This window comes from Candidatus Babeliales bacterium (assembly GCA_040879965.1).
In the GTDB taxonomy this organism is placed as follows: Bacteria; Babelota; Babeliae; order Babelales; family JACPOV01; genus JBBDJI01.
Genome location: JBBDJI010000012.1, coordinates 105584 through 129094 on the forward strand (window position 1 = coordinate 105584; position 23511 = coordinate 129094).

A 23511-nucleotide genomic window follows, 5' to 3' on the forward strand; every position below is an offset into this window, starting at 1 on the left:
CAAATCCTCCCTAGGACGCTATCTGGCATTACCCTTAGATCTGGATATTCCCTATCAGATTTACTCAGATTTTAAAAATTAGTCGAAAAATACAGTATTTTAATGTTGACAAAGGAAAAAAAACCTTTACCCTGATTATTAATAATCTTGAGCTCATTCATAAAAAAAGCTTAGAAAATTATTCATCTCAATTTACTTTTGAAAAAAAATTGACGCGGGGTAGAGCAGTCTGGTAGCTCGTTGGGCTCATAACCCAAAGGTCGCTGGTTCGAATCCAGCCCCCGCCACCAAAATTACCTTTTATAACTTTAGGGGGTTATAAGATGTTATCTTTCCAATTTAAAACTATTTACTTGTTTTTAATATTTATTCCATATACTGCTATGGGTTTTGCTTATGGCAATTCAAAACTAAATGTTTTGGAACAATCCATAGAAGATATGAAAAAAATGTATGATGCTATTGATCCTGATCCTAAAATTAAAAAAATTACTGAAAAAGCAATAAAAAATTGCGGTATAAAAACATCGCCAATTATTTTACAAAGAAATAATGGAGATAATAGTTATGCTATACATCATTTAGACAATTCTTCTCAACCATTTATGCTTATTGGTGTTGACAATCAAACACTTGCTCAGATTAAGTTTGCTACTTATCACGAATGTGGTCATCTCTATTTTCAAGACTCTAACCATAATGAACAGTCATTTGAAAAATTTAAAAAAATCAGAAACTTAAGTGTTTTGGGTGGCTTAGCAAGTTCTTATGGGATGTTTAAATATTTAAAACCAAGAATTAACAATCCTTTCATATCTGTTAGTGCCGCTTTAGCAAGTGGTTTTGTTTCTTTTGTTGGATTAATTCTCAAGCCGGTTCACTGGCAAAGAAGTGAACGTAGAAATCAAGAAATTAAAGCAGATCTATTTGCTTATAAAAATTTATTGAAAATAAATCGTCCGGACATTGCTTTGACATGGATATTAGACTGTGCTCAAGATTATGAATGTACCGGAATACAAAAAGCAACACCATTTGATGAATATCCATGTAGCTATGAACGAGCTAAAATTGGCCTTGAATTCCTCAAAGCAAATGGTGTAAATATTGAAAATCCTAATCTGCCAACTAAAAGCGATCCTGCTATAAAACAATATTTATCAAAAATTTTAAAGCATTTCTCTATTAAATAAAATATCGCAAAAGCACTCGCTAATTGTTCCAATAATTTCTTTTAGTGATAGAATACTTACACTATGAAAAAAAATTTAGTATTTCTATCCATTATATTTTTGCATTGTTCAATATTGAAGCCTTGGTTACGATTACCAGCAACCCTTTCTCCCGCTTTTAAAAAAAAGGTAAGCGCGCAAAGCGTTTCAGCAGTAAGAATACTCATCCAAAAATTTTCTGATTTACAATCAGTTGAAATTACGAGTTTAAAAGGATTTACAGTCAAAACCAATTTAGATCGTTATCCACAACCTACTTTGAAAATTACTTTTAAAAATAATGCTCTTTACCTTAATAACAAAAAACAAGTTGGCGATCGTATTTTTATAATACCAAAAAATGGTCTTTTTTCTTTACAATCAAGCGCTTACCAAGGGTCGCTTGAAATAAAAGTTAATAATGGTGAAGCATTATTAATCAATCACATTTCATTAGAAGATTATATTTATTCAGTATTAAAAACCGAAAGTTGGCCGGGTTGGCCCTTAGAAGTAAATAAAGTTCTTGCCGTTGCATGCCGTACCTATGCAGTACGCATGATATTAGAAGCACAATCAGTAAAAAGATTGTATGATATGACTAATAATAATACCCATCAAACGTATAGTGGTCATCACACTACTGATATTTTAAAACAAGCAGTTACACAAACAAAAGGTATTATTATCTCTGATGGCAATGAACCAATTCTTGCGATGTTTGATTCATGTTGCGGCAACATTCTTCCTTCAAAAACAACGCACTTTGATTTTTCAAAAGCTCAGTATCTTGCCCGCAATTATAAATGTAGTTACTGCAAAAAATATCCAATTTATTCTTGGCAAGCAGAATTTCCACTTACTGAATTTCTCCAAAAAGTATGTCCTGATTGGCAAAATCGAAGAATTGCAAAAGTTTTTTTAAAAAAAGATAATGCTGGTATCGTAAAAGAAGTTATTTTAAAGTCTGGCAACCAAAAAAAATTAATTGATGGCTCTATATTTTACGCTACATTCAAAGAGATAAAAAGTTATTGTTTTGATGTTTATAAAAAAAATAATATGGTCAGAATAAAAGGGCGTGGTTATGGTCACCATATCGGTTTATGCCAATGGGGCGCATGCGAGATGATTAAAAGAGGTTTCAATTATAAACGCGTGTTGCTCTTTTATTACCCAAAAACAGTACTTACTTCAATTGAGCAAAACTCTTTTTAAGTGTTTAACTTAACATTCCTACCACTTTCCGCTACATTCTTTTTACTTAAAAAATTTAAATTTAGGAAATTATGTCAAACCATAAAGGTCATATTGGTGGTGGAATTGTTGCTTATATTATTACTTTTTGCGGTATTATTGCTTTTTCATCATTCACCGGAAAATTTCCAACTATATTTGCTTGTGCTACTAATACGCTTTTAATCCAAACACCAGAACTCTTGGCAAATATTGAATACGCAGTACGTATGTATATCCCACCAATCATTGAAATTTTACAGGCATTTTTAAAAGTCTGTTGGCCATGGCTCATTATTGTTACTGAATGGTTTTTATTTTCCCTTGCGGGCGCAATGTTCCCTGATGTTGATATTAAAAGCAAATCACAGAAATATTTATATTCTTTTTTGTTACTAATGGTTCTTGTGCTAATCGGTAAAAAACAATTTAAAGTAGTTGCTCTATTAAGCGCAATATCATTTATGCCTATCTTTTCTAACCACCGCGGCTTATTTCATCGCTTATGGTTTGTCATCGCTCTGCCATTTGGCTTGTGGTGTTGGATAAGTATTTTATTCCCTTATTTAAGCACACCATTATTTTATAACATGTTATTTTTTATTGGGGGAGCGATCTCCCATCTCTGGCTTGATATGGGTCTGCGAAAAATGCTGCGCATTTAGCCCGAGCAAATCTATGCATTATTTCATCCTATCTGTAAAAAGTTAAAAAATCCTTAAATTATTGCCTATTTAGGCAAAAGTATATTACAATTAGAAATATATAAGGATGGCATCGATTTATTAATGTAAAATAAAAAGCTTAAATTATGGAATTTAAAAAAAACCTTACTCTAGCATTAGTGATTATCTTCACTGGAACTCAGTTAATTGCTCAAAATATTCAAAATTTCTATATTTCTCCGAGCAATCCTGAACCCGTTGATATACGAATAGTATATTATAAGCCAAATAATCCACTTCCAAGAAATATAATAAAAAATAATATCAATCCAAATGATTCGGTAAAATTATTAGTTCCTTTTTGTATTACACAAATTGATGTTCGTTTTTCTGCTGATAAAGGAGCACAACAATGGTCACGATTTTGGGGGCTAAAAACAACTAAGTCACTAGATAATGCAACACATACTTTCATTAATCTTTGTGGTAATAATGATTTTCAAATTATCTGGGACCCTAAAAACAAAGTTTGGCATCTTAAACGCTTAGGTATAACAGCATACGAAGAAGTTGCTAACCCACAACACCCTAAAGGTCGAAGATGGAATTAAAAAAAAAGGACAAACAAATGAGGTTTAAAAATTTTTTCATACTTATCTTGACAGTAATGATTGTTAGCCCAACTCAAATTTTTATTGCCTCTAACGATATCCAACTCATTTATATTGACAGGATTAAACCAAAAAAATCACTTTTGGATGTGAAAATAACATTTAAGCATTCTATACATAGAGATCACTCGACAATAAAAGAAAATCTACCTTCAGAAGCAAAAACCGTAATAGGTAACCCGCATGTTCTAGATTGCATCAAAGATATTGAAGTTCGGTATTCTAATACTCGTAAATGGCAACGTGTAGAAACTCTTCCTGGCTATACACGTCTGGATAAATGTGGCAATAACAATATTACAATTAAACAGGATGGTACTGGAAAATTTTATATATCTGTTAATCCATAAAATAACAACAAATTAAATTATTAACTCGCTATCTTTTTAAAACTTTTTTTCATCCAACTAAAATAAAAAACCACACTACAAAGCATTACAAATAAATTTAAGAAATAAAGAACCAATTGGATATTTAAATACGGTTTTAACATTTCAAATGTAGGTATATATTCAGCAGTTTTCATCAATTGCACATGTTGCTCTTTGGAGATAGTCGCTAAAATAATACCTATTTTTTTCAAAAATAATATATTCGTTATTTGTGGTAGAAAAATAAACGTAATAATTAAACTTATTACTGAGAAAATTAAAAGCAAAATTTGCCAAGTAATATACATGCGAATAAAAGCCGGAAAGTTCAAACAAACAAACCGTTCAATGAAGTTTTTTCCATTACCTTTCTGATTTATTTTCCAGCAATTATAAATGCCATATAAAAATAACACTATTGCTAATATATTAAAAACAACAATCGCTTTTCCAAAAAAAATTATTTGATATACATCTTTAGCGATAGGCGGCTTACATAATTGCCAAAACCAATTAAATAATAAAATGCCACCAACTAAATATTTAAATTTTTCCCATTCGGTTACTACATTATTTTTTAAATCATGCGCAAGCTTATACATATTCAAATAGTACATAAAATTAACTCTCTGGCTAAAACATTAATCTTTCTTTATTTTATTATATAGATAAGAAGCAAAAATGAGAAGACCACCTACCACTAAAAATGCTATAATTTTATAGATTAAATGCGTGGATTGCATAATCATATAAAGCAGCCTAATAACGGTAAAGCCAATAATCGTCAAACCTAAAATACGAATCTGACTGCTTTTCTGCCATAATCCTATAAAAATAAGTGCTATTGAATAGAAAATGTAATAAATAATTAATAATATATTCGTAAATTCTGTTCTCACTAACTTATCATTTTTCATAGAATAACCCATTAATCGTTTTGCAAAAAAAGAACTATGCATGCTCAATTCATCAAAATTAATGATAATAAGCGCACGAATCCAAGAAAAAATAAAAAAAGCGGCACCAACATCTGATGCAATAGTTATTATTTGATATTCTTTAGCACCAAATACTGAAAACCATTTTCTGACCGCATAACAATAAGTAAAAGAAATAATCGTAAAAACCAAAAATAATATATTTAAACGAATTATCCAATAAGGATTTACGAGATTATGAAAAAAATATACGAGCCCAAAATAAAATAGCGACAAACCAAAAACCATATAAGCACATTGGCGAATAATTTTTCGTTGATCATAAATACCAATTAAAAACACCAGCAAAGAAAAGAACGCTAACCCTAGAATATGATAAGGTGATTGCCATACTTTTGTATGCAACCAATAGATAATTACAAAAATTAATCCTATTTCTAACAAACCTGACGCACGCATTTCATAACCAGTTAGATACATTTTATATCGACGACTTAGCCAAATTGCACTCAATAAAGAAATTACAATTATTCCGATACTAATATTTATTTCATTCAATGTTATTAATGCTGGCCATCTATAGAGCAATAATGTTGCTAAATGATATCCAACATAAATCCAGATAATATAAGGAATTACACGCATTAGTCTTAAATTAACCATGAAGCTTAATGCCAACAAGAGTACGGCAAAAAAAGAAAGCATTGCATTTTGATAGTATCCAGAAAAAGAAATTAGAATACTATAAATAGTACTTCCAGAAGCTAAAAACTGTAGCGTATTAAATAATAATGATAATTTATATATCAAGGAACGGGAATGTCTTGCATAGAAATATAAAATACCAAATAACCCAAAATATATTCCGGCAAAAAATATTAACAAATAATTTAAAATTGATTGATCTGAAAGAGACTTAAGTATTGTTATGTAGCTTTTTTTGTGGCAAAGCAATAAATACAATGCAAATATAGTAAATAAAGAACTTAAAATAATTAGTAATACATTGCGAATTTGTATTTTACTTTGAATAAAAAAACTCGATAAATAAGGAATTATCGTATACAACAGCCAAATATTTAAAATAAATATTACTTGGTATAGCCCGGACATGCTAAAAATAAATCGATGATAATACCAAATCAAAAAAAATAGACTTACATATGAATAACTTACCCAATTTTTTATTGCACTAAATAGCGATGCAATAAAACCTAATAAACTTAAATAGCTAATTAAATAAAGAGGCCTGACTAATACGGGATGAACAATAAGAGGCATTAAAAAGCCTCCGAACAAAGCAAATAGACCAATTAAATTTGATTGGTATCTTATTGATAAAAATAATCCGGTAACCATAGTAAGTATTTCTAAAATAAAAACCCACCATTCAGATAACAATGTAGTTGTCGTAATTCCCAAGTACCATGCACTATAAAAAAGGATAAGGCTACTTATTGTAGAACCTACTATTAAACGTGGATATTGATTGCGAAAATATTCTCCCAAAAATAATAATAAACTTGCAGTAGTTATAAGCATACCTAAAATTAATGATGGATTTAATAAATGCTGTTCAATCACAAATTTTAAAAGATAACCGATGCCAATTAAAAAAATGGCAAGACCTAAAATAGGAAGCAAAAATGAGCCAATTTTAACTTCAAGAATTGGCCATTTTGTTTTTTTTTCTGCAATAAAATCTTCTGGTATATTGCCATTCGGCGCTGCTTCTTTTTCTTGTTTATTTAAGAAGAGTTTGATTTTTGCCCATACATTCATCATTTTTTTATCCTTTTTTGAATCACTATACTTAATTCAGAATAAATGGAGCAATAAATCAAAAAAATGTATTATTTATCTATTTGTATGCTTTTTGATTATTTAAAAAAGTTTCAACTTTTTTGAGCATCTCTTTTGCATTATCATATGTTAACTTTTTCAATGCTTTATCATATGGCATCCATGCATAATCGATATGTTCATGTGATAATTGCACGTTTTTTTCTTTTACAACACCAACAAAAAAACATACTACTTTAAAAGCTAATTCATTTGTTTTTGGCAAATGATGAAAATACGATAATGATTCTTCAAAACCATCTATTATATGCGCTTCAAGATTGGTTTCTTCTTTTAATTCTCGTTTTGCTGCTTCTTTTTTTGATTCATCATTTTCGATATGGCCTTTTGGGAAATCCCAATGTCCTGATTGATAATGTAATAATAAATATTCACGATCTTTATCTGGTTGCTGAAAAAAAACAATTAATCCTGCAGAAAATTCTTTTATCATTGTGCTTGATTTTCTAGTTGATTTATTTGGCTTTGTAATAAACTAACAATAAGATTAAGCCTTTTTTGCTCACAAAAAGAAAAATTATATTTACTATGAAGAATTTCAACAATTATATTCTTTGTTTCTTGGCAAGCTTGTGGTATATCAGTAGTAGTATTTATTTGCGATATCTTTTTATTTTCTTGATATCGTTTTTCAATTTTACCGTAAATTAAATGTCGCTCATACCCTCCATAAATAATATTCATAAAGCTAAAAACTATTATTAAAATTAAATGTTTTTTCATAAAAAAACCCTTAATCTAAAAAATAAAGATGAATACCAAAAAAACGCCTACTTTTATACAACCCTAAAAATAAAATGCTAGCCAAAGGCAAAAACCATAACCAAAAACCAATTTTTGTTAATAAAAATGTCGATAAATGTATTTTGCTCAATAGCTTTATTATTCCTAAATAGCAAACTAAAAATAGAGAACCAAACACAAGCCATTGTATAGAACAATAAAAAAGAAATTCAAAAAAACGCTTAATATATAAAATAAAATCAAATGAATATTGTAAAAAGAAAACAAATAACAAGGTTTGAATGACACCACATAAGGTTGTTGCCATTGCTATACCGTATGCTCCCCATATTTTCATAAGTAAATAACTAAAAATAAAATTGCTAACTGTTGCAATAATCGATATGTACATTGGTATTTTTGTTTCATGCAACGCATAAAATAAATTTAACAAAATTTTATTCAACGAAAAAAATACTAAACCATATAAAAACGCAATAAATATAATGCTTGTTTGATGAACATCAAAGAGAGTAAATTTTTCTGAAAGGAATAAAGTAAAAAAAATCTTATGCGAGACCATCGCCATAACTAAACTTATTGGAATCATCGTCCAAAAAATGAGCTTTGATGATTCAAGTAAATAAAATCCTAATCGTTTTGGAGCATAAACCCCAATACGTGAAAAATGAGGCAATAAAATAGTTGATAATGCGGTAGCAATCACTCCTAGTGGAATCTGCATAAATCGATTTGCATAATAAAGATGTGCAATAGCACCTGGTAAATAAGAACCAAAACTCGTATCAATAAATAAGTAAATCTCCATCACACTCATACTAAACAAGCAAGGCAAAAATTTTCTCCATACATCTTTAAAATACTGCCAAGTTTTATAATCAATCTTACCAAGGCCAAATCCAAGTTTTACATATACAATTATATGTAGAATCAATTGAATAATGCCGCCGCCAATAATAAATAAGCATAAATAAATTGGTGATAGCTTAAAAGTCACACAAACAAAAAGACCAAAAATATATACAATATTTAATAATACTGGAGAAAAAGCTGGTACAAAAAAATGATGCATTGATTGTAATACGCCAGCAATTAATGCACTTGTTGATAAAAATAAAATAAAACTCATCAAAATACGCAAAAAAGATATTGCATGCGCTACATACCATGTTGGCTCTACTGATTTATCAACAAATACTGACCAAATCGAATTAAAACCCTCAGTAAATACATCAATAAATTGAATACCGGTTGCAGGAATTAAGGTAACTTTATCAATTGAAAACCATCCTGGAGCGACTAAACGTATTACCCAGTCAGCTTTCCAAATTGCCAATAAACAAATAATTAAGAGTGCGCCTTCAAATAATATTAATGCTAAGCTCATTAATTTATTTATTTGTTCTTTACCATCTTTTTTTGCAATGGTGACAAATGTAGGAATGAATGCAACACTTAATGCACCTTCTGCAAAAATTTTTCGTAATGAATTAGGTATTTTATAAGCGGTAATAAAAGCTTCAGCCAAAGGCCCGGCTCCTAAATAATTAGCCATAAGCACTTCTCTTATGAGCCCTAATGCTCTACTAAAGATGGTTGAGCCACCTACTTGCAGTGTTTTTTTGAGTATGGTTTGTTTTGTCAGCACGTTATATTTCCTTTTCTCGCATAGAATTTTTCAAATTCTCTTGTGTAATCTTACCTTTATGCAATAAAAATACGGTATTTATGTAGTGAGCAATAGTACTATCATGAGTATTGATAACTAAGCCCATTTTATAAGTGCGATGTAGCGTTATTAAGAGAGTAATAATATCGAGTGCTGTGCTTTGATCCAAATTTCCTGTTGGTTCATCAGCAAATAAAAAATCTGGTTGTGAGATTAAGGCTCGCGCTAATGCTACGCGCTGCTGCTGCCCTCCTGATAGTGTGTAGGGAAATTGATCTTTTTCTTTTAAAAGGCCTACAAGCTCAAGCAAGCTATGTGCACGCTCTGTACATTCTTTTTTTTCCATTCTGCCAATCAACCCTTTTAGCATCACATTTTCAATAATTGTAAGCTCATCAATCAAATAAGGAGACTGAAAAACAAAACCCAAAGAACTTGTTCTTATATGCTGCTGCGCAGATGATGGCAATTGATTATAAGGCATATTATTAAAATAGACAATTCCTGTTGTGGGTTGGTCAAAACAAGCAATTATATGAAGCAATGTAGATTTGCCAGACCCTGAAACACCCATAAAAGCATAAGTATTATTTTTCTCAAGCGATAAGCTAATATCGTCAATAACCGAAACCATTTTCCCATCATGACGCATAAATTGCTTAGTTATATTTTTAATGTTTATTTGTTTAATAGGCATAATATTTTTTTATATTTCAGCAAAAGTTTTCTTTATTATCGATCATTCTTAAAGTATTACCTGAGAATTCTTGTTTTTAAAATTGCCCTTCATTTAGAATGGTATCTGTAGGGGATGTAACACCGGTTACGAAATAAGATTATTAGTATACGGTGTTTCGATCAAAATAAAAAAGGGGGAGTGGCAAATGATAAATTCATCAAACAAATCTATTCTAGACGCTATTCCGGAAATACTCCCAATTGTACCAACTATGGATGTTGTGGTATTTCCTCAGATGATCGTTCCGTTATTAGTTCTTGATGAACGGATTATCGCAGGAATTCAAAAAAGCCTAGAAGAATCAAAACTTATTTTATTGCTTGCATCAAAAAAACAAATAGATGATTTTCAAGGTGCAATCGGTACGCATGATTTATATCAAGTGGGAACCGTTGCTTCAGTAATGCGTTTAATTAATGTTCCAGAAGGAGGTATTAAAATATTAGTACAAGGAATGAGCAAAGTGTATGCTCATGAAATTTATACCGATAATGACATGCTTACCGCGCGAGTCGAACCTATTATACCACCTGAAGTAACTGATGATTCTCAAGTAGAATCTTTAATTAAAAATATTAAACAATTAATTGAGAAGATGGAAACTGCAGGCCAGGCTTTTAATCCTGATTTTTTTTCAATCATTTCAAAAATGCATGATCCACAAAAAATTGGCGATTTTATTTTATCGCATCTTAATATTTCAGTGGCAGAAGCACAATCATTACTTGAAGTTAATTCAACTCAAGAATTTTTAGAGAATCTAAATGCTATACTTGCAGAAGAACTTGAAGTTGTCGAAATACAAGAACGAGTAAAAAATCATACGCGTGAATCAATGAACAAATCACAAAAAGAATTTTATTTGCGCGAACAATTAAAAGCAATAAAAAAAGAATTAGGTGAAGATGAAATTGAAGATATTGAATCGATGCGGGAAAAACTCGAAAGCATTGCATTACCCGAGGACGCACGCAAAGAAGTTACTCGTCAGATTAATCGTTTAGAAAGAACTGCTTCAGATTCTATGGAAGCTTCGGTAACTCGAAATTATCTTGATTGGATGTTCTCATTACCATGGAATCACGTAACTCTTGATAATCTTGACATCAAACATGCAAAAACAATTCTTGATGAAGACCACTTTGGTTTAAAAGATATTAAAGAACGCATTCTTGATTTTATTTCTGTACGTAATCTCAAGCAAGATGGCTCCACGCCAATTATTTGCTTTGTAGGGCCTCCAGGAACTGGTAAAACTTCACTTGGTGCATCAATCGCAAAATGCTTAGGCCGAGATTATTTCCGTGTTTCTTTAGGTGGCGTTAAAGATGAAGCAGAAATTCGTGGACATCGTCGTACTTATGTTGGTGCTATGCCAGGAAGATTCATTCAAGGATTTAGAAAAGTAAACTCATCTAATCCTGTTATTATTATCGATGAGCTTGATAAAATTGGTGCAGATTTCCGCGGTGATCCATCTGCAGCGTTGCTTGAGGTTTTGGATCCGCAACAAAATAAAGCATTTTATGATAACTATATTGGCGTGCCATTCGATTTATCAAAAGTAATTTTTATTGCAACCGCCAATACGCTTGAAACAATCTCTGAGCCACTTCGTGATCGCATGGAAATTATTTCACTTTCTGGATACACATTGGATGAAAAACTTAATATTTGTAAGCAATATCTTATTCCAAAAGCAATCTGCGATGCGGGCCTTACAATACATAATCCTGCGTTCACTGATTGTGTATTACATGATATTATTATGAATTATACACGAGAATCTGGTGTACGAAACCTTGAACGAACGGTAAGAACATTATGTTCAAAACTTGCACGAGCGATTGTTGAAGAAAATAATTTAGTAACCTTTACGCAACAAAATATTGAATACTATTTAGGACCACGTAAATTCAAAGAAGATACGATATTAACTGAAGATCAAATTGGTATAGCAAACGGACTTGCATGGACTTCTTATGGCGGTGAAATGTTGAAAATTGAAGCGGTCGTTATGCCTGGAAAAGGTAAACTCATTTTAACCGGTCACCTTGGTAATGTTATGAAAGAATCTGCTCAGGCAGCAGTAAGTTATGCACGGGCACATGCTAAAACATTTGGTATTGGTCCAAAAATGTTTACGCATTATGATCTACATATCCATGTTCCTGCTGGCGGCATACCAAAAGATGGTCCTTCTGCAGGTATTACCATGCTTATTTCAATACTTTCAGCGCTTACTAATAGGCCAATTAATGGTCATTATGCAATGACAGGTGAATTGAATTTACATGGTGAAGTAATGCCAATTGGTGGCGTAAAAGAGAAAATATTGGCAGCAAAACGCAATGGCATACCACATGTTATTTTCCCATACAAAAATAAAACTGACATTGCAGGACTTGAAGATATTATTAAAGATATTAATATTATTTGGGTTAATCATGCCGATGAAGTATTAAAACAAGTATTAATATTAGATCCTGAAAAGAAGTATAAAATCAGACCATGAAAAAAATACTAACCATAGGTGGTGCCACACAAGATATTTTCATATCCTATGAGCATGCCGAAATGGTTACCTATTGTAAAAGCGAAGTACAAGAAAAATCATATATGCTTTTGCAAGAAGGAAAAAAAATAGAAGTACAAAATATTCACTATGCTACTGGCGGCGGAGCAACAAACTCCGCCGTTTCCTTCAAGCGTTTAGGTTTTAATGTTTCAACTTTTGTTAAAGTTTCTGAAGATATTGCAGCACAAGAAGTTTTAAAAAAACTGGAACAAGAAGGCATTAACACTGAATTTATCAAGCAAGAAACTAAAGGATCTACCGGGGTATCATTTATTTTGCCAACGGTATCAGGTGATCGTATTATTTTTGCCTATCGAGGCATCAATGGTCAAGTAGTTAAAAATGATATACCATTTGATAGCATTAAAGAATTTGATCAATTATATATTACTTCGCTTTCAGGCAATTCCTCTGATTTATTTTTACCAATCAGCAAGCAAGCAAAAGAGCATGATATTTATGTTGCAACCAATCCGGGAAGTAGTCAACTTGCAGCAGGTGCTGAAATAATGCGAGAATCACTCCCCTATATCGATACGTTTATTTTAAATGCTGAAGAAGCAAAAATATTTATGCTTTCTTTAGTAAAAACTTCTGAAAGATTATTAAAACAGGTAGAACATGCAGAAGAAACATTAAATCCAGATTTACCAGAGTTATTAAGCTGTCATATTTCATATGATAGTATTTGTTTTAGCTTGCCACAATTTTTTAAAGAAGTTCTTAAACGCGGACCTAAAATTGTAGTGGTAACTAATGGTGCTGAAGGCGTATATGTTGCAACAAAAGAACATATTTTATTCCATCCCAGTCTTGAAGTCGATGTTTATAATACCATTGGTGCAGGTGATGCCTTTGGCTCTAGTTTTACTGCAAGCCTTGTGCATGGCAAATCAATTGAAGAATCGTTAGTCAGCGGCATTTGCAATGCGGCTTCAGTGATTAGCTATTTAGACACAAAAGAAGGTCTTTTAACACTAGACAAACTAGAAAATAATTTTAAAAAAGTCGGAATTAATCAAATTCAATACTTTTCATTTTCTTCAGTTGAATAAAAAACTTTTAAAGCTATTATCTGAACAACACTCTTATTGATTCATACTGAAAACATTTCACGTTAAACATTGGCAACCTCATTGCAATAAGAATAAAAATTCTTTAGCCATTTGACTTATATTTATATTTATTTAATTATTAAGACTATATACAATTAGTATATTAATTTTCCAAATGGGGGTTATTTTCAATGAAATTAAAAAAATATTTATTTATTATTCTATTGTTCACCAGTGTTTCTCAATCTACTTTTCCAATATCTTGGCCAGCTTGGCCTTCCATGCCTGCAATATCTAATCCATTTGCTTCTTGTACTACTCGGCTTGCACAAGCAACAGCACCTGTTACAAAAGCTTTTAGTGGTTTAGCACAAGGAATAGGCCATTATGGAACTCAAATAGCTAACCGATTCGATAAAGGAATATCTGTTATTAATGCTATTGGAAAACGCTTGAAAAGCGTACAGGTACTCACATCATTTGCCTTATCTAGTGCAATAAGTACATTAATATACAAACAACTATTTGATATATCAGAATTACATATTACTTCTGCAGACTATGCAGGATGTCCAAAAAAAATTAATACCCTTATTGGACAGGTAAGAGCAGGAACGATGCCAAAAAAGCCGCTCTTACTTACCGGAAGCCCTGGGTCTGGAAAAACACAACTTGTTAAATATATCGCTTCCAAGTTACGCTATTGCCGTGGGAAAACAACAGTCTTTCCTTTATTTGAGGTTAAACCTGCAAGTTTAGTTACTATGATTCCACAATTAGCAACCATACAATTAGATTGCTTTCTGGCAAAAGCACAGCTTGCTGCAGATAAACATCCACTTAAAACTTCTATAGTTTTTATTGATGAATTTCATTCATTTACTGAAAACAAATCACTCAAGGAATATTTTAAAACATTGACTGATGGTGTTAATAGCTCAAAGCGTTTTGATCAGACAAATATTCAAACACTCGCATATAAATTAGCTGGTGGCTTACTAAATCAAAAAAAAGAAGGTACCGTAATTATTATTGCTGCTACCGATCGCCCTGATGCTGACTTAGCATTAGACAGACGCTTTGAAAAAATAAATGTAGAAAAAGATATTTCTGAAGATGAATATAAAGAACGATTAGAATATGCTTTTCAATATGGAAAAATGATTTATAAATGCTCTAATGAGCCAGAATATGCTGAGCAATGGTTTGAAAAGATGCCAAGTTTTTATAAAAAGTGCAAGTGCTACAATATAAAGATATCTACACCAGGTGGTGATCTTTATCATTATCAATATTGTTACAAAACAAATGATAATCAATTAAAACAATATACAATTGCTGATTTGCACGAAGCATTTAAGAAAATCTTAGCAAATAAAATATATCCATCATATACCAGCCTAAGTGCTTATTTGAATAACAACCAAGAACCACAAAATATAAGCATAGATGGTCTCAAAATAAAAATTACTATGACAATCAATAGCAATGATATTGCTGAAACTTTGGAAGAAATTAGTAAATCTAATAAATCTGATTTTAAAGAGGTTATTCTACAAGAATTACAATTCCCTGGCTTAGGTAACACAATGTCCCTTAAGGAATATCTAATGCATGAACAAATAATTCAAAAAAATCCAAAAGAAGAGAAAGATTATAAAGTTGAATTGCTTGAAAAAGCTTCTTTATTAAATACAATAAAAAGCCATTGCGCAACAATAACAAAAACTTTAATTAATCAATATTTCATAAATTTAGATAAAACCGAGCAATCAATATTAAGCGAAACCTTCTATAGTTTAATTTCAACTTCATGTCAGGAAACCAATGAAAAAGAATATAAAGTTCCTTTTACTGCCTATGAAAGTGCTTTATCAGAATTCGCTGAAAAATTAAATGCTAATATCGAAACTGAAATAACTGAGTTAACTGATTTGATTAATCAGGGAATTAACAAATCAAATATAAAATTATTTTCTGAAATGGATATTCCCTCTCTGGAAAATATCAAAGGCCAATATACTAATTGGTTAGATCAAATAAAAAAACAGAACCAATTTCAAATAAATCCCTAGTAGTAAGCTAGGGATTTCAAATCATCTGCAACTTGTCTTAATGATTGCTGACGATGCGATTCGTATGGAATTTGTTGTTCTTCGAGCTCAGCAATTGTCTTACCATATCTATCAAGAATGTAAATTCGGTAATACGGAAAGCCATAACGTGATTTACCGCGCGGCTCCATTGAAATCAAGCCCATGGATTGGCCTTCATAAATCTTTACTTTGCCATTAGGCCATGCAAGTACCATGCAAGAAACAAATTGCGCTTGTCTTTTGTCTATCGGAATGTTTTGCATTTTATCCAAAATAAACTGCATCTTTTCTTCATTTGTTTTATTAGGCCCTGCATAACGTGCAGAATAAATGCCCGGCTCTCCATTGAGCGCGTCAATTTGCAAACCAGAATCATCTGCCAAGGTAAGTAAACTAGACATTTGCGCGTATATTTGTGCTTTTAAAAGGGCATTTTCAACAAATGTTTTACCTGTTTCTTCAACATCATAAGTAATACCAATATCTGATAATGAAATCAGCTCATAGGGGATATCGCGAAGATAATCACGAATTTGTTCGAATTTTGCTTGATTATGAGTAGCAATCAATAATTTATTTTTCATTTCCATAAAATTCTCATATAAAAACATGATTCAGTATAACTTTAAATTATCACAAAAAAACAAAAATGACCTTTTTGCAACTATTTTTTACTTTACTAACACTTAAGATATACTAAAAAGAGAGCATAAAAAAGCGCTATTCTTTACAATAGCTCTCCATTGTTTTAGCTTAAAACTATAAAGATTGTTTTTTTCACAAGGATCGATATGATCAATATTGCTGATTCACAGATTAAAGAATCAAAAAATTCTCACGGAAAAGTTTTACGTGTTACGAACACCATTATTGATGTTCAGTTCCCTCAGGAAAGTACTCCTAGCATTCAAAATGAACTTAAAATTGTTTTCCCTATCAATAAAAAAAAGCGTATTGCAAGCGTTGAAGTAGCACAACAACTTGGAGATGGCATTGTGCGCTGTATTGCAATCGAAAATATTGAAGGTATCTATCGCGGCTTAGAAGTTATCGATACTGGCGGTCCTATAAAAGTACCAGTCGGCCCTGAAGTACTTGGTCGAATTTTTAATGTATTGGGAGAACCAATAGATAATAAAGGACCCGTGGATACTAAAGAACATTGGCCTATTTACCGTGAAACACCACCACTTATTGAACAAAAAATTGCTCATGAAATTCAAGAAACTGGTATTAAAATTATTGACTTAATTTCCCCATATATGAAGGGCTCAAAAATTGGTTTATTCGGTGGGGCTGGCGTTGGCAAAACTACCATAGTAATGGAACTTATTCGTAACATTGCTATCGAACACGGTGGGGTTTCAATTTTTACTGGAATTGGTGAGCGTACTCGAGAAGGTAATGAATTATGGCTTGAAATGAAAGAATCGGGCGTAATTGATAAAACAGCACTTGTTTTTGGCCAAATGAGTGAATTACCTGGTGCACGTTTTCGTGTAGGCCTTGCTGGATTAACAATGGCTGAATATTTTAGAGATCGTGAAAAAAAAGATGTACTTTTCTTTGTTGATAATATTTTTAGGTTAGTGCAAGCAGGTGCTGAAGTGTCTGCACTACTTGGCAGACTGCCATCAGCAGTTGGTTATCAACCAACATTAGCATCAGAAATGGGTGCTTTTCAAGAACGAATAACAAATACTATAAATGGTGCTATTACCTCAATACAAGCGGTATATGTTCCAGCTGATGATATTACTGATCCAGCACCGGCAACTACTTTTATGCATTTAGATGCAAGTACAGTTCTTTCCCGTAAACTGGTAGAACTAGGATTATATCCTGCTATTGATCCGCTTCAATCTAACTCTAAAGCACTTGATCCGTTAATAGTCGGGCAAAAACATTACCGTGTAGCACGAGAAGTTCAACAAATTTTGCAACGTTATAAAGACTTACAAGATATCATTGCTATTTTAGGAATGGATGAGCTTTCTGAGGAAGATAAAAAAATTGTTAGTCGAGCTAAAAAAATTCAAAAGTTCTTAACGCAGCCATTATTTGTTGCTGAAGCATTTACCAGCATTCCTGGTCAATATGTACCGCTTGAAACCACCATAAATGATTTTGAAAAAATAATTGATGGCCAATATGATAATTTACCGGAACAAGCTTTTTATATGGTTGGTACACTCAAACAAGTGGAAGAAAAAGCACAACAATTAACGGTTGAATAATGAATCTTACTATAATTAGTCCGCGTGAAAAAAAAACATATACCATTGCTTGGATTGAAGTTGAAACAGCGATAGGTAATTTTGTTATTCAACAAGATCATGTGCCAACTATTTTACTCGTAAAACCACATGAACCGATTACTTTTTGCTTAACAAATGGCAAGCAAGAAACTTTTATAAGCGCAGGTGGCATCCTAGAAATACAACGAGAATCAGCGCGATTACTATTAAATGAATAATATTAAGCAATGAAAAAAATACTGGGTCATATTTTAACGGGTTCACTCACTGAAGGTTTTGAAATGCGTATTCATGCTGATGCGCATTTAGAAAAAATAAAAACAGGTAAATTTGTCTCTATCATTGGTAATGAGCATACCTTTTTTTCAATGATTACCGATTTATCACTTCATGTAACGAATAACGATATTTTATTATTTCCGCCAACAAAACAAGAGAAATTATTAAATCGCATATTGCGCAAAAAAGATATCTATGCAAAAGCACAATTAAAGCCGATGTTAATGGTTACCAAAAATAATGAAATTAAACCGGTCAAAACAATACCTTCACATTTTTGTACTGTCCATGAAGCAAGTAATCAAGATGTAGCGCTTATTTTTGGCGATGAGCATGAAGCAACAAAACGGTATTTTAATATTGGAAGCCCGCTTGATATGAATACGCCGGTATGTTTAGATCTTGAACGATTGACTGAAAGAAGTAATGGCATTTTTGGAAAAACAGGCACTGGCAAAACATTCTTAACACGGCTCGTACTGGCGGGGTTAATTAAACAAGATAAAGCAGTCAATATTATTTTTGATATGCATAGTGAATATGGTTTACAAGCACGCAAAGAAGGAAATGATAAATCTTTTGTTAAAGGCTTAAAAACACTTTTCCCAGATAAAGTTGCTATATTTTCATTAGATCCGCAATCAACACGTAGACGTGGTGGATCACCAGATGTTGAAATTACACTCAATTATCAATCAATTCATGTTGAAGATATTTTATGCCTGCAAGATGAATTGAATTTACATGCCACCGCAGTTGAAGCAGCTTATTTGATTGCTACTCGCTATAAAAAAGATTGGCTTGCGGTTTTATTAAATCAAGGAGAAAATTTAAAAGATTTTGCGCAAGAACTGGGTGCTCATCCTGAATCGATTGCAGCGTTATATCGAAAATTAAAACGCATAGAACGATTACCTTTTTTTAAACCAGGTGGGCCTGGTGCTTATAAAGATCGATCGGTTATTGATCAAATGATGGAATACATCGATCGCGGAATATCGATCATTGTTGAATTTGGCAACTTTACTTCAACATTTTGCTATCTTTTGATTGCAAACATTATTACTCGTCGCTTACATACTGAATATGTCACCAAAACAGAAAATTTTTTGGGTAGTCATAAAAAAGAAGATGAACCAAAAAAAATAATGATCACTATTGAAGAAGCGCATAAATTTTTAAACCCGCAAGCAGCACGCCAAACTATTTTTGGCATCATTGCCCGAGAAATGCGTAAATATTACGTTTCATTATTGGTAGTTGACCAACGGCCTTCCGGTATTGATCAAGAAATTATTTCACAAATTGGCACCAAAATTATTGCACAATTGAATGATGAAAAAGATATTGGCGCGGTATTGACTGGTATTTCTAATGCTTCAAATTTACGTTCAGTGCTTGCTTCACTTGATAGTAAAAAACAAGCACTTATTCTAGGCCATGCGGTGGCCATGCCCGTTGTAGTCCAAACACGTGAATATGATGAACAATTTTATCGGGCTATGGCACCTGAAGTAAGTACAACTGACATTGATTCATTTATTAAAGAAATTTTTTAAAGCAATTAATCGATTATTTCAGCTTTTTCAATTCTTCAATTGCTTCTGGTGAATCTTTTAGAACTATCTCAAAGATTTCAGGTTTTCTCATTTGCATCATTATGCTCATCATTGGTTGTTGTAAGTTTTCATTATAATCATGTAAAGCTAACTCTATTTTCAGCGCAACGCCCACTGACTCAAAAGTTTTATCTGCAAGTTCTTCTACAATATTTGTTTTTTCTATAAAATGATCAAATCCTTTTCCCTCAAATCTCTTTGTAAGAATTTCCGCACTGGGCAATTTAACTGGCTTAGCAAAAACATTTAATACACTCAATAAGACCATAGATAAAAATAATTTGTTTTTCATATTGTATCCTTTCATGAAAAAATAACGATTTAAAAATATATTTTCTCAAAAATTATATTAAAAAAAAACCTTTATTACTATTTTTTTCATTTTTCAATTCTTTCTATACTTGACTTTATTGCCTGATCACGTAAGGTTGCTTTACAAAAAAACTATAGCTAAAAGGAGAACTATGAAAAAGTTCATATCATTTTCATTACTGATCATTTCGATGACAACTATTACGTATTTATATGCCAATAATGCTTCTTTAACAAAAATGAGAAATAATAATATTCGTTATATTGAATATTCTTTTACTGATTTTTCTGGCATGCGTAAATCATTAATTAAACCGGCTTCTTGTGTTGAAGAAGATCTCGAAAAAGGAATTTATTTTGATGGATCATCAATTAAAGGTTGCACACGTATAACAAATAGCGATCTTTTATTAAAACCATCTCTTGATACTATGCGTCTTATTCCATGGACAAATGATGCCACCAAAACTGTATCACTTGTATGTGATATGTTTTTAGATAAAAATACTCCATATACAAGCGATCCGCGGTTTATCTTAAAAAGCGTTTTAAATGAAGCAAAACAATTGGGATACGATTTTTTCGTTGGTCCTGAATTAGAATTTTATATTTTTAAACAAAAAGCTAATCAAGAATCTTCGCTGATACCATTCGATAACGAAAGTTACTTTGAAAATAATTGTAGCTGTGAAGATGAAGTTATGAAAGGAAATATCTTAAATAACTTTGATGCTCTTGAGCTTGTACCTGAAAAAATTCATCATGAAGTCGGCCCCGGACAATATGAAATTTCACTTCATTATGATAATGCTTTAAAAATGGCTGATAAAATAGTTACCGCAAAACATGCCTTGCAAGCAATGGGAAATTCATCCAACTGTTATGTTTCATTTATGCCAAAACCATTAAGCACGCAAAATGGTAGCGGTATGCATATTCATTTTAGTTTATTTGATATACAAAACCAAAAAAATGCTTTTTTTGATCCTGAAGATAAAAACCGCTTAAGCCCTATCGCTAAATCATTCATTGCTGGCATCCTTCATCATGCAAGCGCACTTACCCTTTTATTTAACCCTACTATAAATTCTTATAAGAGATTAGTTCCTGGTTTTGAGGCACCTATTTTTATTTGTGCCGGTACTAAAAATAGAAGTGCTTTAATTCGCTTGCCATTGTTTAACCCTGATCAAGCGGAAGCTGCTCGCGCTGAAATACGCTCAATAGATCCCACTTGTAATCCTTATCTTGCTTTTGCAGCATTGCTTAAAGCAGGCCTTTATGGTATTCAGAATAACTTACAATTAGATCAGTTTATTGAAGAAAATTTATATGAAATGACAAGTGAACAAAAAATAGAAAAGGGAATTGATACTATTCCAAGCTCATTGCCTCAAGCAATTGATGCATTTGAACGTAGTGGCTTTTTAAAAGAATTACTTGGCAATCACTTATTTGATGAATATATAAAAGATAAAAAAAAAGAAGTAATGCAAAGCCTTCGTGCAATTACTGATTGGGAACTTAAACATTACTTATAAAATTTTAAATGATAAGCCAATAATTAGAATTTTCAAATTTTAATATTCCATCAATTACTATTGGCTTATCATAAGATATATTTTTAGGAGGTTCCTTTACTCGAGCAGTAATAGAACAGCCATTAAGTATAAATAATGGTTGTTTATGCTCATTTAAGCTTAATTTACCATAATATTTCCCTTTAATGGATATATTATCAAAGCCTTCTTTTTTTATATCAGAAACTATATCTGAAACATGAGGATTTTTTTTTATCGGAAATCTAAAACTAGTATATGCATTGATATAATTTAGCGATGGTTTTTGGAAATACGCTTCTTGCCCGTCATACTTTGTTATAATATCTACAATAGATTGGGCACATAAATCGCACTCAATACCTTCTACTCGCAATTCAAAAATATTTTTTTTGTTAAACCTTCTTGTTCTATACCTATTATTGCAAGTAGTTTGGTTTTTGTTTTTTTGGTATGGCAAACATTCTGTAAAAAAAGAAACTGAAATTAAAAAATTAAAATAAATAAAAAATTTGAATACTTTCATCGTTGTTCTCACTGTTGTTTATTATCATTTTTCTTTTTCCATAATAAAAAAAAGAAAAAATCTATCAAGATAATTTCAAAAATTCCTTAAAAAAAAGCCAATAAAATTTTTTCTTGACAACCCGATACTCCGTTGCTACGATCATCCTAAATTTATAACAAAGTCCCTAAACGAACAATACAAACTTTTGTGTTGTTCACCCCCCTAACCCTTCAGCTTTTTCTAAGTTGGAGGGTTTATTAGTCATCTTTCTTCTTCAGATGACAATGCAATTTCCCGGATATTTCCTTGATTGTCTTGTAATACCACTACATCATCAAAAGAATGTAATATCTTCCATTGATCTTTTTTGACATTATTCTTTAACGATTGTTTTGTAATAACTTGTTCTTTGATTAATTTTTTTTCTTGAGCTGATGGCGATGATAATGATAAAAGTTTTTCATTCGCTTTTAAACACTGTAATCCAAAATTAAAAGGATTCCGTTGAGCAAATACAATATTACTAAAATAAAAAATCATTAATATTACTAAAATTTTCACCATACATCCTTTACTCATAAACTTGAATAAAATCCATTAATGCATTCACCGTTAATAGATCGTTTTCAATAGAACTTATGGTAATATTTTTACAAACAATACTCGCTTGCGATAATGCGATGCGTTTTAATAAAGAAAAAATATTGCTAAAATTCCCTCTCAACGTATATAAAACTCGTTTTTTTTCGAACCATTTTTTATTAATAATAACCGAAGGAATATAAGAATCTAAAAAAACGTCCGTCTCATTTAATTTCTTCAATAAATCTAGCATCCTCATATCAAATGAATAAATTTTTTTTACTTTTGTTTGTAATATTTTTTGATCAGCTTCAAAAAACTTTTTTAATTGATTCATTTCAATTTGTTTTTGCTGTAGTTGTTTATTTTTATTTAATATTTGGTTGATTTGTTGTATATATACTTTTTGCCAAGCATAAAAGGTATTATTAATCATTTGATAAAAAATAAATCCACTAATTAACAAGGCAAGCAAACTTCCTCCATAGAGTGCCCATAGAGGATAGTTATTCAAATATTTTAAAAACCATGTGTCTTTGGAAATAAAATTCACTTATT

General features: G+C 31.4%; 23 protein-coding genes and 1 tRNA gene. 13 read left to right on the plus strand and 11 right to left on the minus strand.

Annotation, left to right across the window (positions count from 1 at the left end):
• The first annotated feature begins 213 nt into the window (after nucleotides 1–213).
• The 6 genes from WDZ41_02910 to WDZ41_02935 all read left to right on the plus strand — a co-directional run bounded on the left by WDZ41_02910 (nucleotide 214) and on the right by WDZ41_02935 (nucleotide 4133).
• A tRNA-Met gene (locus WDZ41_02910) sits at nucleotides 214–290 on the plus strand.
• A 33-nt stretch (nucleotides 291–323) separates the two neighbouring features.
• On the plus strand, nucleotides 324–1193 hold the full coding sequence (locus tag WDZ41_02915) for a hypothetical protein (GenBank protein ID MEX0940284.1): 870 nt from the start codon (nucleotides 324–326) through the stop codon (nucleotides 1191–1193).
• 63 nt (nucleotides 1194–1256) lie between these two features.
• Nucleotides 1257–2429, plus strand: a complete 1173-nt coding sequence (locus tag WDZ41_02920) for a SpoIID/LytB domain-containing protein (protein MEX0940285.1) — start codon at nucleotides 1257–1259, stop codon at nucleotides 2427–2429.
• Nucleotides 2430–2500: 71 nt separating this feature from the next.
• Complete coding sequence (locus tag WDZ41_02925; protein MEX0940286.1) at nucleotides 2501–3112, plus strand: metal-dependent hydrolase; 612 nt, start codon at nucleotides 2501–2503, stop codon at nucleotides 3110–3112.
• 146 nt (nucleotides 3113–3258) lie between these two features.
• Nucleotides 3259–3723, plus strand: a complete 465-nt coding sequence (locus WDZ41_02930) for a hypothetical protein (GenBank protein MEX0940287.1) — start codon at nucleotides 3259–3261, stop codon at nucleotides 3721–3723.
• Nucleotides 3714–4133, plus strand: a complete 420-nt coding sequence (locus tag WDZ41_02935; protein ID MEX0940288.1) for a hypothetical protein — start codon at nucleotides 3714–3716, stop codon at nucleotides 4131–4133. Before WDZ41_02930 ends, WDZ41_02935 begins: the two co-directional genes overlap by 10 nt.
• Before the next feature lie 20 nt (nucleotides 4134–4153).
• Here the strand turns inward: WDZ41_02935 and WDZ41_02940 are convergent, their stop codons facing one another.
• The 6 genes from WDZ41_02940 to WDZ41_02965 all read right to left on the minus strand — a co-directional run bounded on the left by WDZ41_02940 (nucleotide 4154) and on the right by WDZ41_02965 (nucleotide 10065).
• Nucleotides 4154–4771 carry a hypothetical protein gene (locus tag WDZ41_02940; GenBank protein MEX0940289.1) on the minus strand — a complete coding sequence of 206 codons (618 nt, stop codon included), beginning with the start codon at nucleotides 4769–4771 and terminating at the stop codon, nucleotides 4154–4156.
• A gap of 24 nt (nucleotides 4772–4795) precedes the next feature.
• Nucleotides 4796–6877 carry a DUF2339 domain-containing protein gene (locus tag WDZ41_02945; protein ID MEX0940290.1) on the minus strand — a complete coding sequence of 694 codons (2082 nt, stop codon included), beginning with the start codon at nucleotides 6875–6877 and terminating at the stop codon, nucleotides 4796–4798.
• A gap of 76 nt (nucleotides 6878–6953) precedes the next feature.
• A complete protein-coding gene (locus WDZ41_02950) occupies nucleotides 6954–7388 on the minus strand; it encodes an NUDIX domain-containing protein (GenBank protein MEX0940291.1) in 435 nt (144 codons plus the stop codon).
• Nucleotides 7385–7678 (minus strand): hypothetical protein, encoded by a 294-nt coding sequence (locus tag WDZ41_02955; protein ID MEX0940292.1) that lies wholly within the window; start codon nucleotides 7676–7678, stop codon nucleotides 7385–7387. The genes WDZ41_02950 and WDZ41_02955 overlap by 4 nt, the downstream gene beginning before the upstream one ends.
• 10 nt (nucleotides 7679–7688) lie before the next feature.
• On the minus strand, nucleotides 7689–9347 hold the full coding sequence (gene murJ / locus WDZ41_02960) for a murein biosynthesis integral membrane protein MurJ (GenBank protein MEX0940293.1): 1659 nt from the start codon (nucleotides 9345–9347) through the stop codon (nucleotides 7689–7691).
• A gap of 1 nt (nucleotide 9348) precedes the next feature.
• Nucleotides 9349–10065, minus strand: a complete 717-nt coding sequence (locus WDZ41_02965) for an ABC transporter ATP-binding protein (GenBank protein ID MEX0940294.1) — start codon at nucleotides 10063–10065, stop codon at nucleotides 9349–9351.
• A gap of 187 nt (nucleotides 10066–10252) precedes the next feature.
• Between WDZ41_02965 and lon the strand changes: the two genes are divergently transcribed.
• From lon to WDZ41_02980, 3 genes are all read left to right on the plus strand, one after another.
• Nucleotides 10253–12622 (plus strand): endopeptidase La, encoded by a 2370-nt coding sequence (gene lon, locus WDZ41_02970; protein ID MEX0940295.1) that lies wholly within the window; start codon nucleotides 10253–10255, stop codon nucleotides 12620–12622.
• On the plus strand, nucleotides 12619–13740 hold the full coding sequence (locus WDZ41_02975) for a carbohydrate kinase family protein (GenBank protein ID MEX0940296.1): 1122 nt from the start codon (nucleotides 12619–12621) through the stop codon (nucleotides 13738–13740). The genes lon and WDZ41_02975 overlap by 4 nt, the downstream gene beginning before the upstream one ends.
• A gap of 191 nt (nucleotides 13741–13931) precedes the next feature.
• Complete coding sequence (locus tag WDZ41_02980; GenBank protein ID MEX0940297.1) at nucleotides 13932–15815, plus strand: ATP-binding protein; 1884 nt, start codon at nucleotides 13932–13934, stop codon at nucleotides 15813–15815.
• On the opposite strand, the gene rdgB is transcribed toward WDZ41_02980, so the two are convergent.
• Nucleotides 15812–16426: an RdgB/HAM1 family non-canonical purine NTP pyrophosphatase gene (rdgB, locus tag WDZ41_02985; protein ID MEX0940298.1), complete on the minus strand. Its 615-nt coding sequence runs from the start codon at nucleotides 16424–16426 to the stop codon at nucleotides 15812–15814. The genes WDZ41_02980 and rdgB overlap by 4 nt on opposite strands.
• 201 nt (nucleotides 16427–16627) lie before the next feature.
• Between rdgB and atpD the strand changes: the two genes are divergently transcribed.
• The 3 genes from atpD to WDZ41_03000 are packed head-to-tail and all read left to right on the plus strand — an operon-like array spanning nucleotide 16628 to nucleotide 19932.
• Nucleotides 16628–18073: a F0F1 ATP synthase subunit beta gene (gene atpD / locus WDZ41_02990; protein ID MEX0940299.1), complete on the plus strand. Its 1446-nt coding sequence runs from the start codon at nucleotides 16628–16630 to the stop codon at nucleotides 18071–18073.
• Entirely contained in the window at nucleotides 18073–18312 is a 240-nt protein-coding gene (locus tag WDZ41_02995) for a hypothetical protein (GenBank protein MEX0940300.1), read from the plus strand. Before atpD ends, WDZ41_02995 begins: the two co-directional genes overlap by 1 nt.
• Nucleotides 18313–18321: 9 nt before the next feature.
• A complete protein-coding gene (locus tag WDZ41_03000) occupies nucleotides 18322–19932 on the plus strand; it encodes a DUF87 domain-containing protein (protein MEX0940301.1) in 1611 nt (536 codons plus the stop codon).
• A gap of 13 nt (nucleotides 19933–19945) precedes the next feature.
• Here WDZ41_03000 and WDZ41_03005 read toward each other — a convergent pair whose 3' ends face one another.
• Nucleotides 19946–20284, minus strand: a complete 339-nt coding sequence (locus tag WDZ41_03005) for a hypothetical protein (GenBank protein MEX0940302.1) — start codon at nucleotides 20282–20284, stop codon at nucleotides 19946–19948.
• A gap of 172 nt (nucleotides 20285–20456) precedes the next feature.
• On the opposite strand from WDZ41_03005, the gene glnA reads away from it, so the two are divergent.
• On the plus strand, nucleotides 20457–21845 hold the full coding sequence (gene glnA / locus WDZ41_03010; GenBank protein ID MEX0940303.1) for a type I glutamate--ammonia ligase: 1389 nt from the start codon (nucleotides 20457–20459) through the stop codon (nucleotides 21843–21845).
• Between the two features lie 4 nt (nucleotides 21846–21849).
• Here glnA and WDZ41_03015 read toward each other — a convergent pair whose 3' ends face one another.
• From WDZ41_03015 to WDZ41_03025, 3 genes are all read right to left on the minus strand, one after another.
• The gene (locus tag WDZ41_03015; GenBank protein ID MEX0940304.1) at nucleotides 21850–22389 is read right to left on the minus strand and encodes a hypothetical protein; all 540 of its coding nucleotides are present in this window, start codon (nucleotides 22387–22389) and stop codon (nucleotides 21850–21852) included.
• A 243-nt stretch (nucleotides 22390–22632) separates the two neighbouring features.
• On the minus strand, nucleotides 22633–22932 hold the full coding sequence (locus tag WDZ41_03020) for a hypothetical protein (protein ID MEX0940305.1): 300 nt from the start codon (nucleotides 22930–22932) through the stop codon (nucleotides 22633–22635).
• Nucleotides 22933–22942: 10 nt separating this feature from the next.
• Nucleotides 22943–23506, minus strand: a complete 564-nt coding sequence (locus WDZ41_03025; GenBank protein MEX0940306.1) for a hypothetical protein — start codon at nucleotides 23504–23506, stop codon at nucleotides 22943–22945.
• Nucleotides 23507–23511 lie beyond the last annotated feature (5 nt).

Bases quoted from the DNA above. Each gene is read 5' to 3' on its own strand.
- lon (MEX0940295.1), top strand. From the start codon at position 10,253: ATGATAAATTCATCAAACAAATCTATTCTAGACGCTATTCCGGAAATA.
- WDZ41_02975 (MEX0940296.1), top strand. From the start codon at position 12,619: ATGAAAAAAATACTAACCATAGGTGGTGCCACACAAGATATTTTCATA.
- WDZ41_02965 (MEX0940294.1), bottom strand. From the start codon at position 10,065: ATGCCTATTAAACAAATAAACATTAAAAATATAACTAAGCAATTTATG.
- rdgB (MEX0940298.1), bottom strand. From the start codon at position 16,426: ATGGAAATGAAAAATAAATTATTGATTGCTACTCATAATCAAGCAAAA.
- WDZ41_02935 (MEX0940288.1), top strand. From the start codon at position 3,714: ATGGAATTAAAAAAAAAGGACAAACAAATGAGGTTTAAAAATTTTTTC.
- WDZ41_02995 (MEX0940300.1), top strand. From the start codon at position 18,073: ATGAATCTTACTATAATTAGTCCGCGTGAAAAAAAAACATATACCATT.
- WDZ41_02930 (MEX0940287.1), top strand. From the start codon at position 3,259: ATGGAATTTAAAAAAAACCTTACTCTAGCATTAGTGATTATCTTCACT.
- WDZ41_03015 (MEX0940304.1), bottom strand. From the start codon at position 22,389: ATGAAAGTATTCAAATTTTTTATTTATTTTAATTTTTTAATTTCAGTT.
- atpD (MEX0940299.1), top strand. From the start codon at position 16,628: ATGATCAATATTGCTGATTCACAGATTAAAGAATCAAAAAATTCTCAC.
- WDZ41_02925 (MEX0940286.1), top strand. From the start codon at position 2,501: ATGTCAAACCATAAAGGTCATATTGGTGGTGGAATTGTTGCTTATATT.
- WDZ41_02940 (MEX0940289.1), bottom strand. From the start codon at position 4,771: ATGTACTATTTGAATATGTATAAGCTTGCGCATGATTTAAAAAATAAT.
- WDZ41_02955 (MEX0940292.1), bottom strand. From the start codon at position 7,678: ATGAAAAAACATTTAATTTTAATAATAGTTTTTAGCTTTATGAATATT.
- WDZ41_02945 (MEX0940290.1), bottom strand. From the start codon at position 6,877: ATGATGAATGTATGGGCAAAAATCAAACTCTTCTTAAATAAACAAGAA.
- WDZ41_02920 (MEX0940285.1), top strand. From the start codon at position 1,257: ATGAAAAAAAATTTAGTATTTCTATCCATTATATTTTTGCATTGTTCA.
- WDZ41_02915 (MEX0940284.1), top strand. From the start codon at position 324: ATGTTATCTTTCCAATTTAAAACTATTTACTTGTTTTTAATATTTATT.
- WDZ41_02980 (MEX0940297.1), top strand. From the start codon at position 13,932: ATGAAATTAAAAAAATATTTATTTATTATTCTATTGTTCACCAGTGTT.
- glnA (MEX0940303.1), top strand. From the start codon at position 20,457: ATGAAAAAGTTCATATCATTTTCATTACTGATCATTTCGATGACAACT.
- WDZ41_03005 (MEX0940302.1), bottom strand. From the start codon at position 20,284: ATGAAAAACAAATTATTTTTATCTATGGTCTTATTGAGTGTATTAAAT.
- WDZ41_02950 (MEX0940291.1), bottom strand. From the start codon at position 7,388: ATGATAAAAGAATTTTCTGCAGGATTAATTGTTTTTTTTCAGCAACCA.
- WDZ41_03000 (MEX0940301.1), top strand. From the start codon at position 18,322: ATGAAAAAAATACTGGGTCATATTTTAACGGGTTCACTCACTGAAGGT.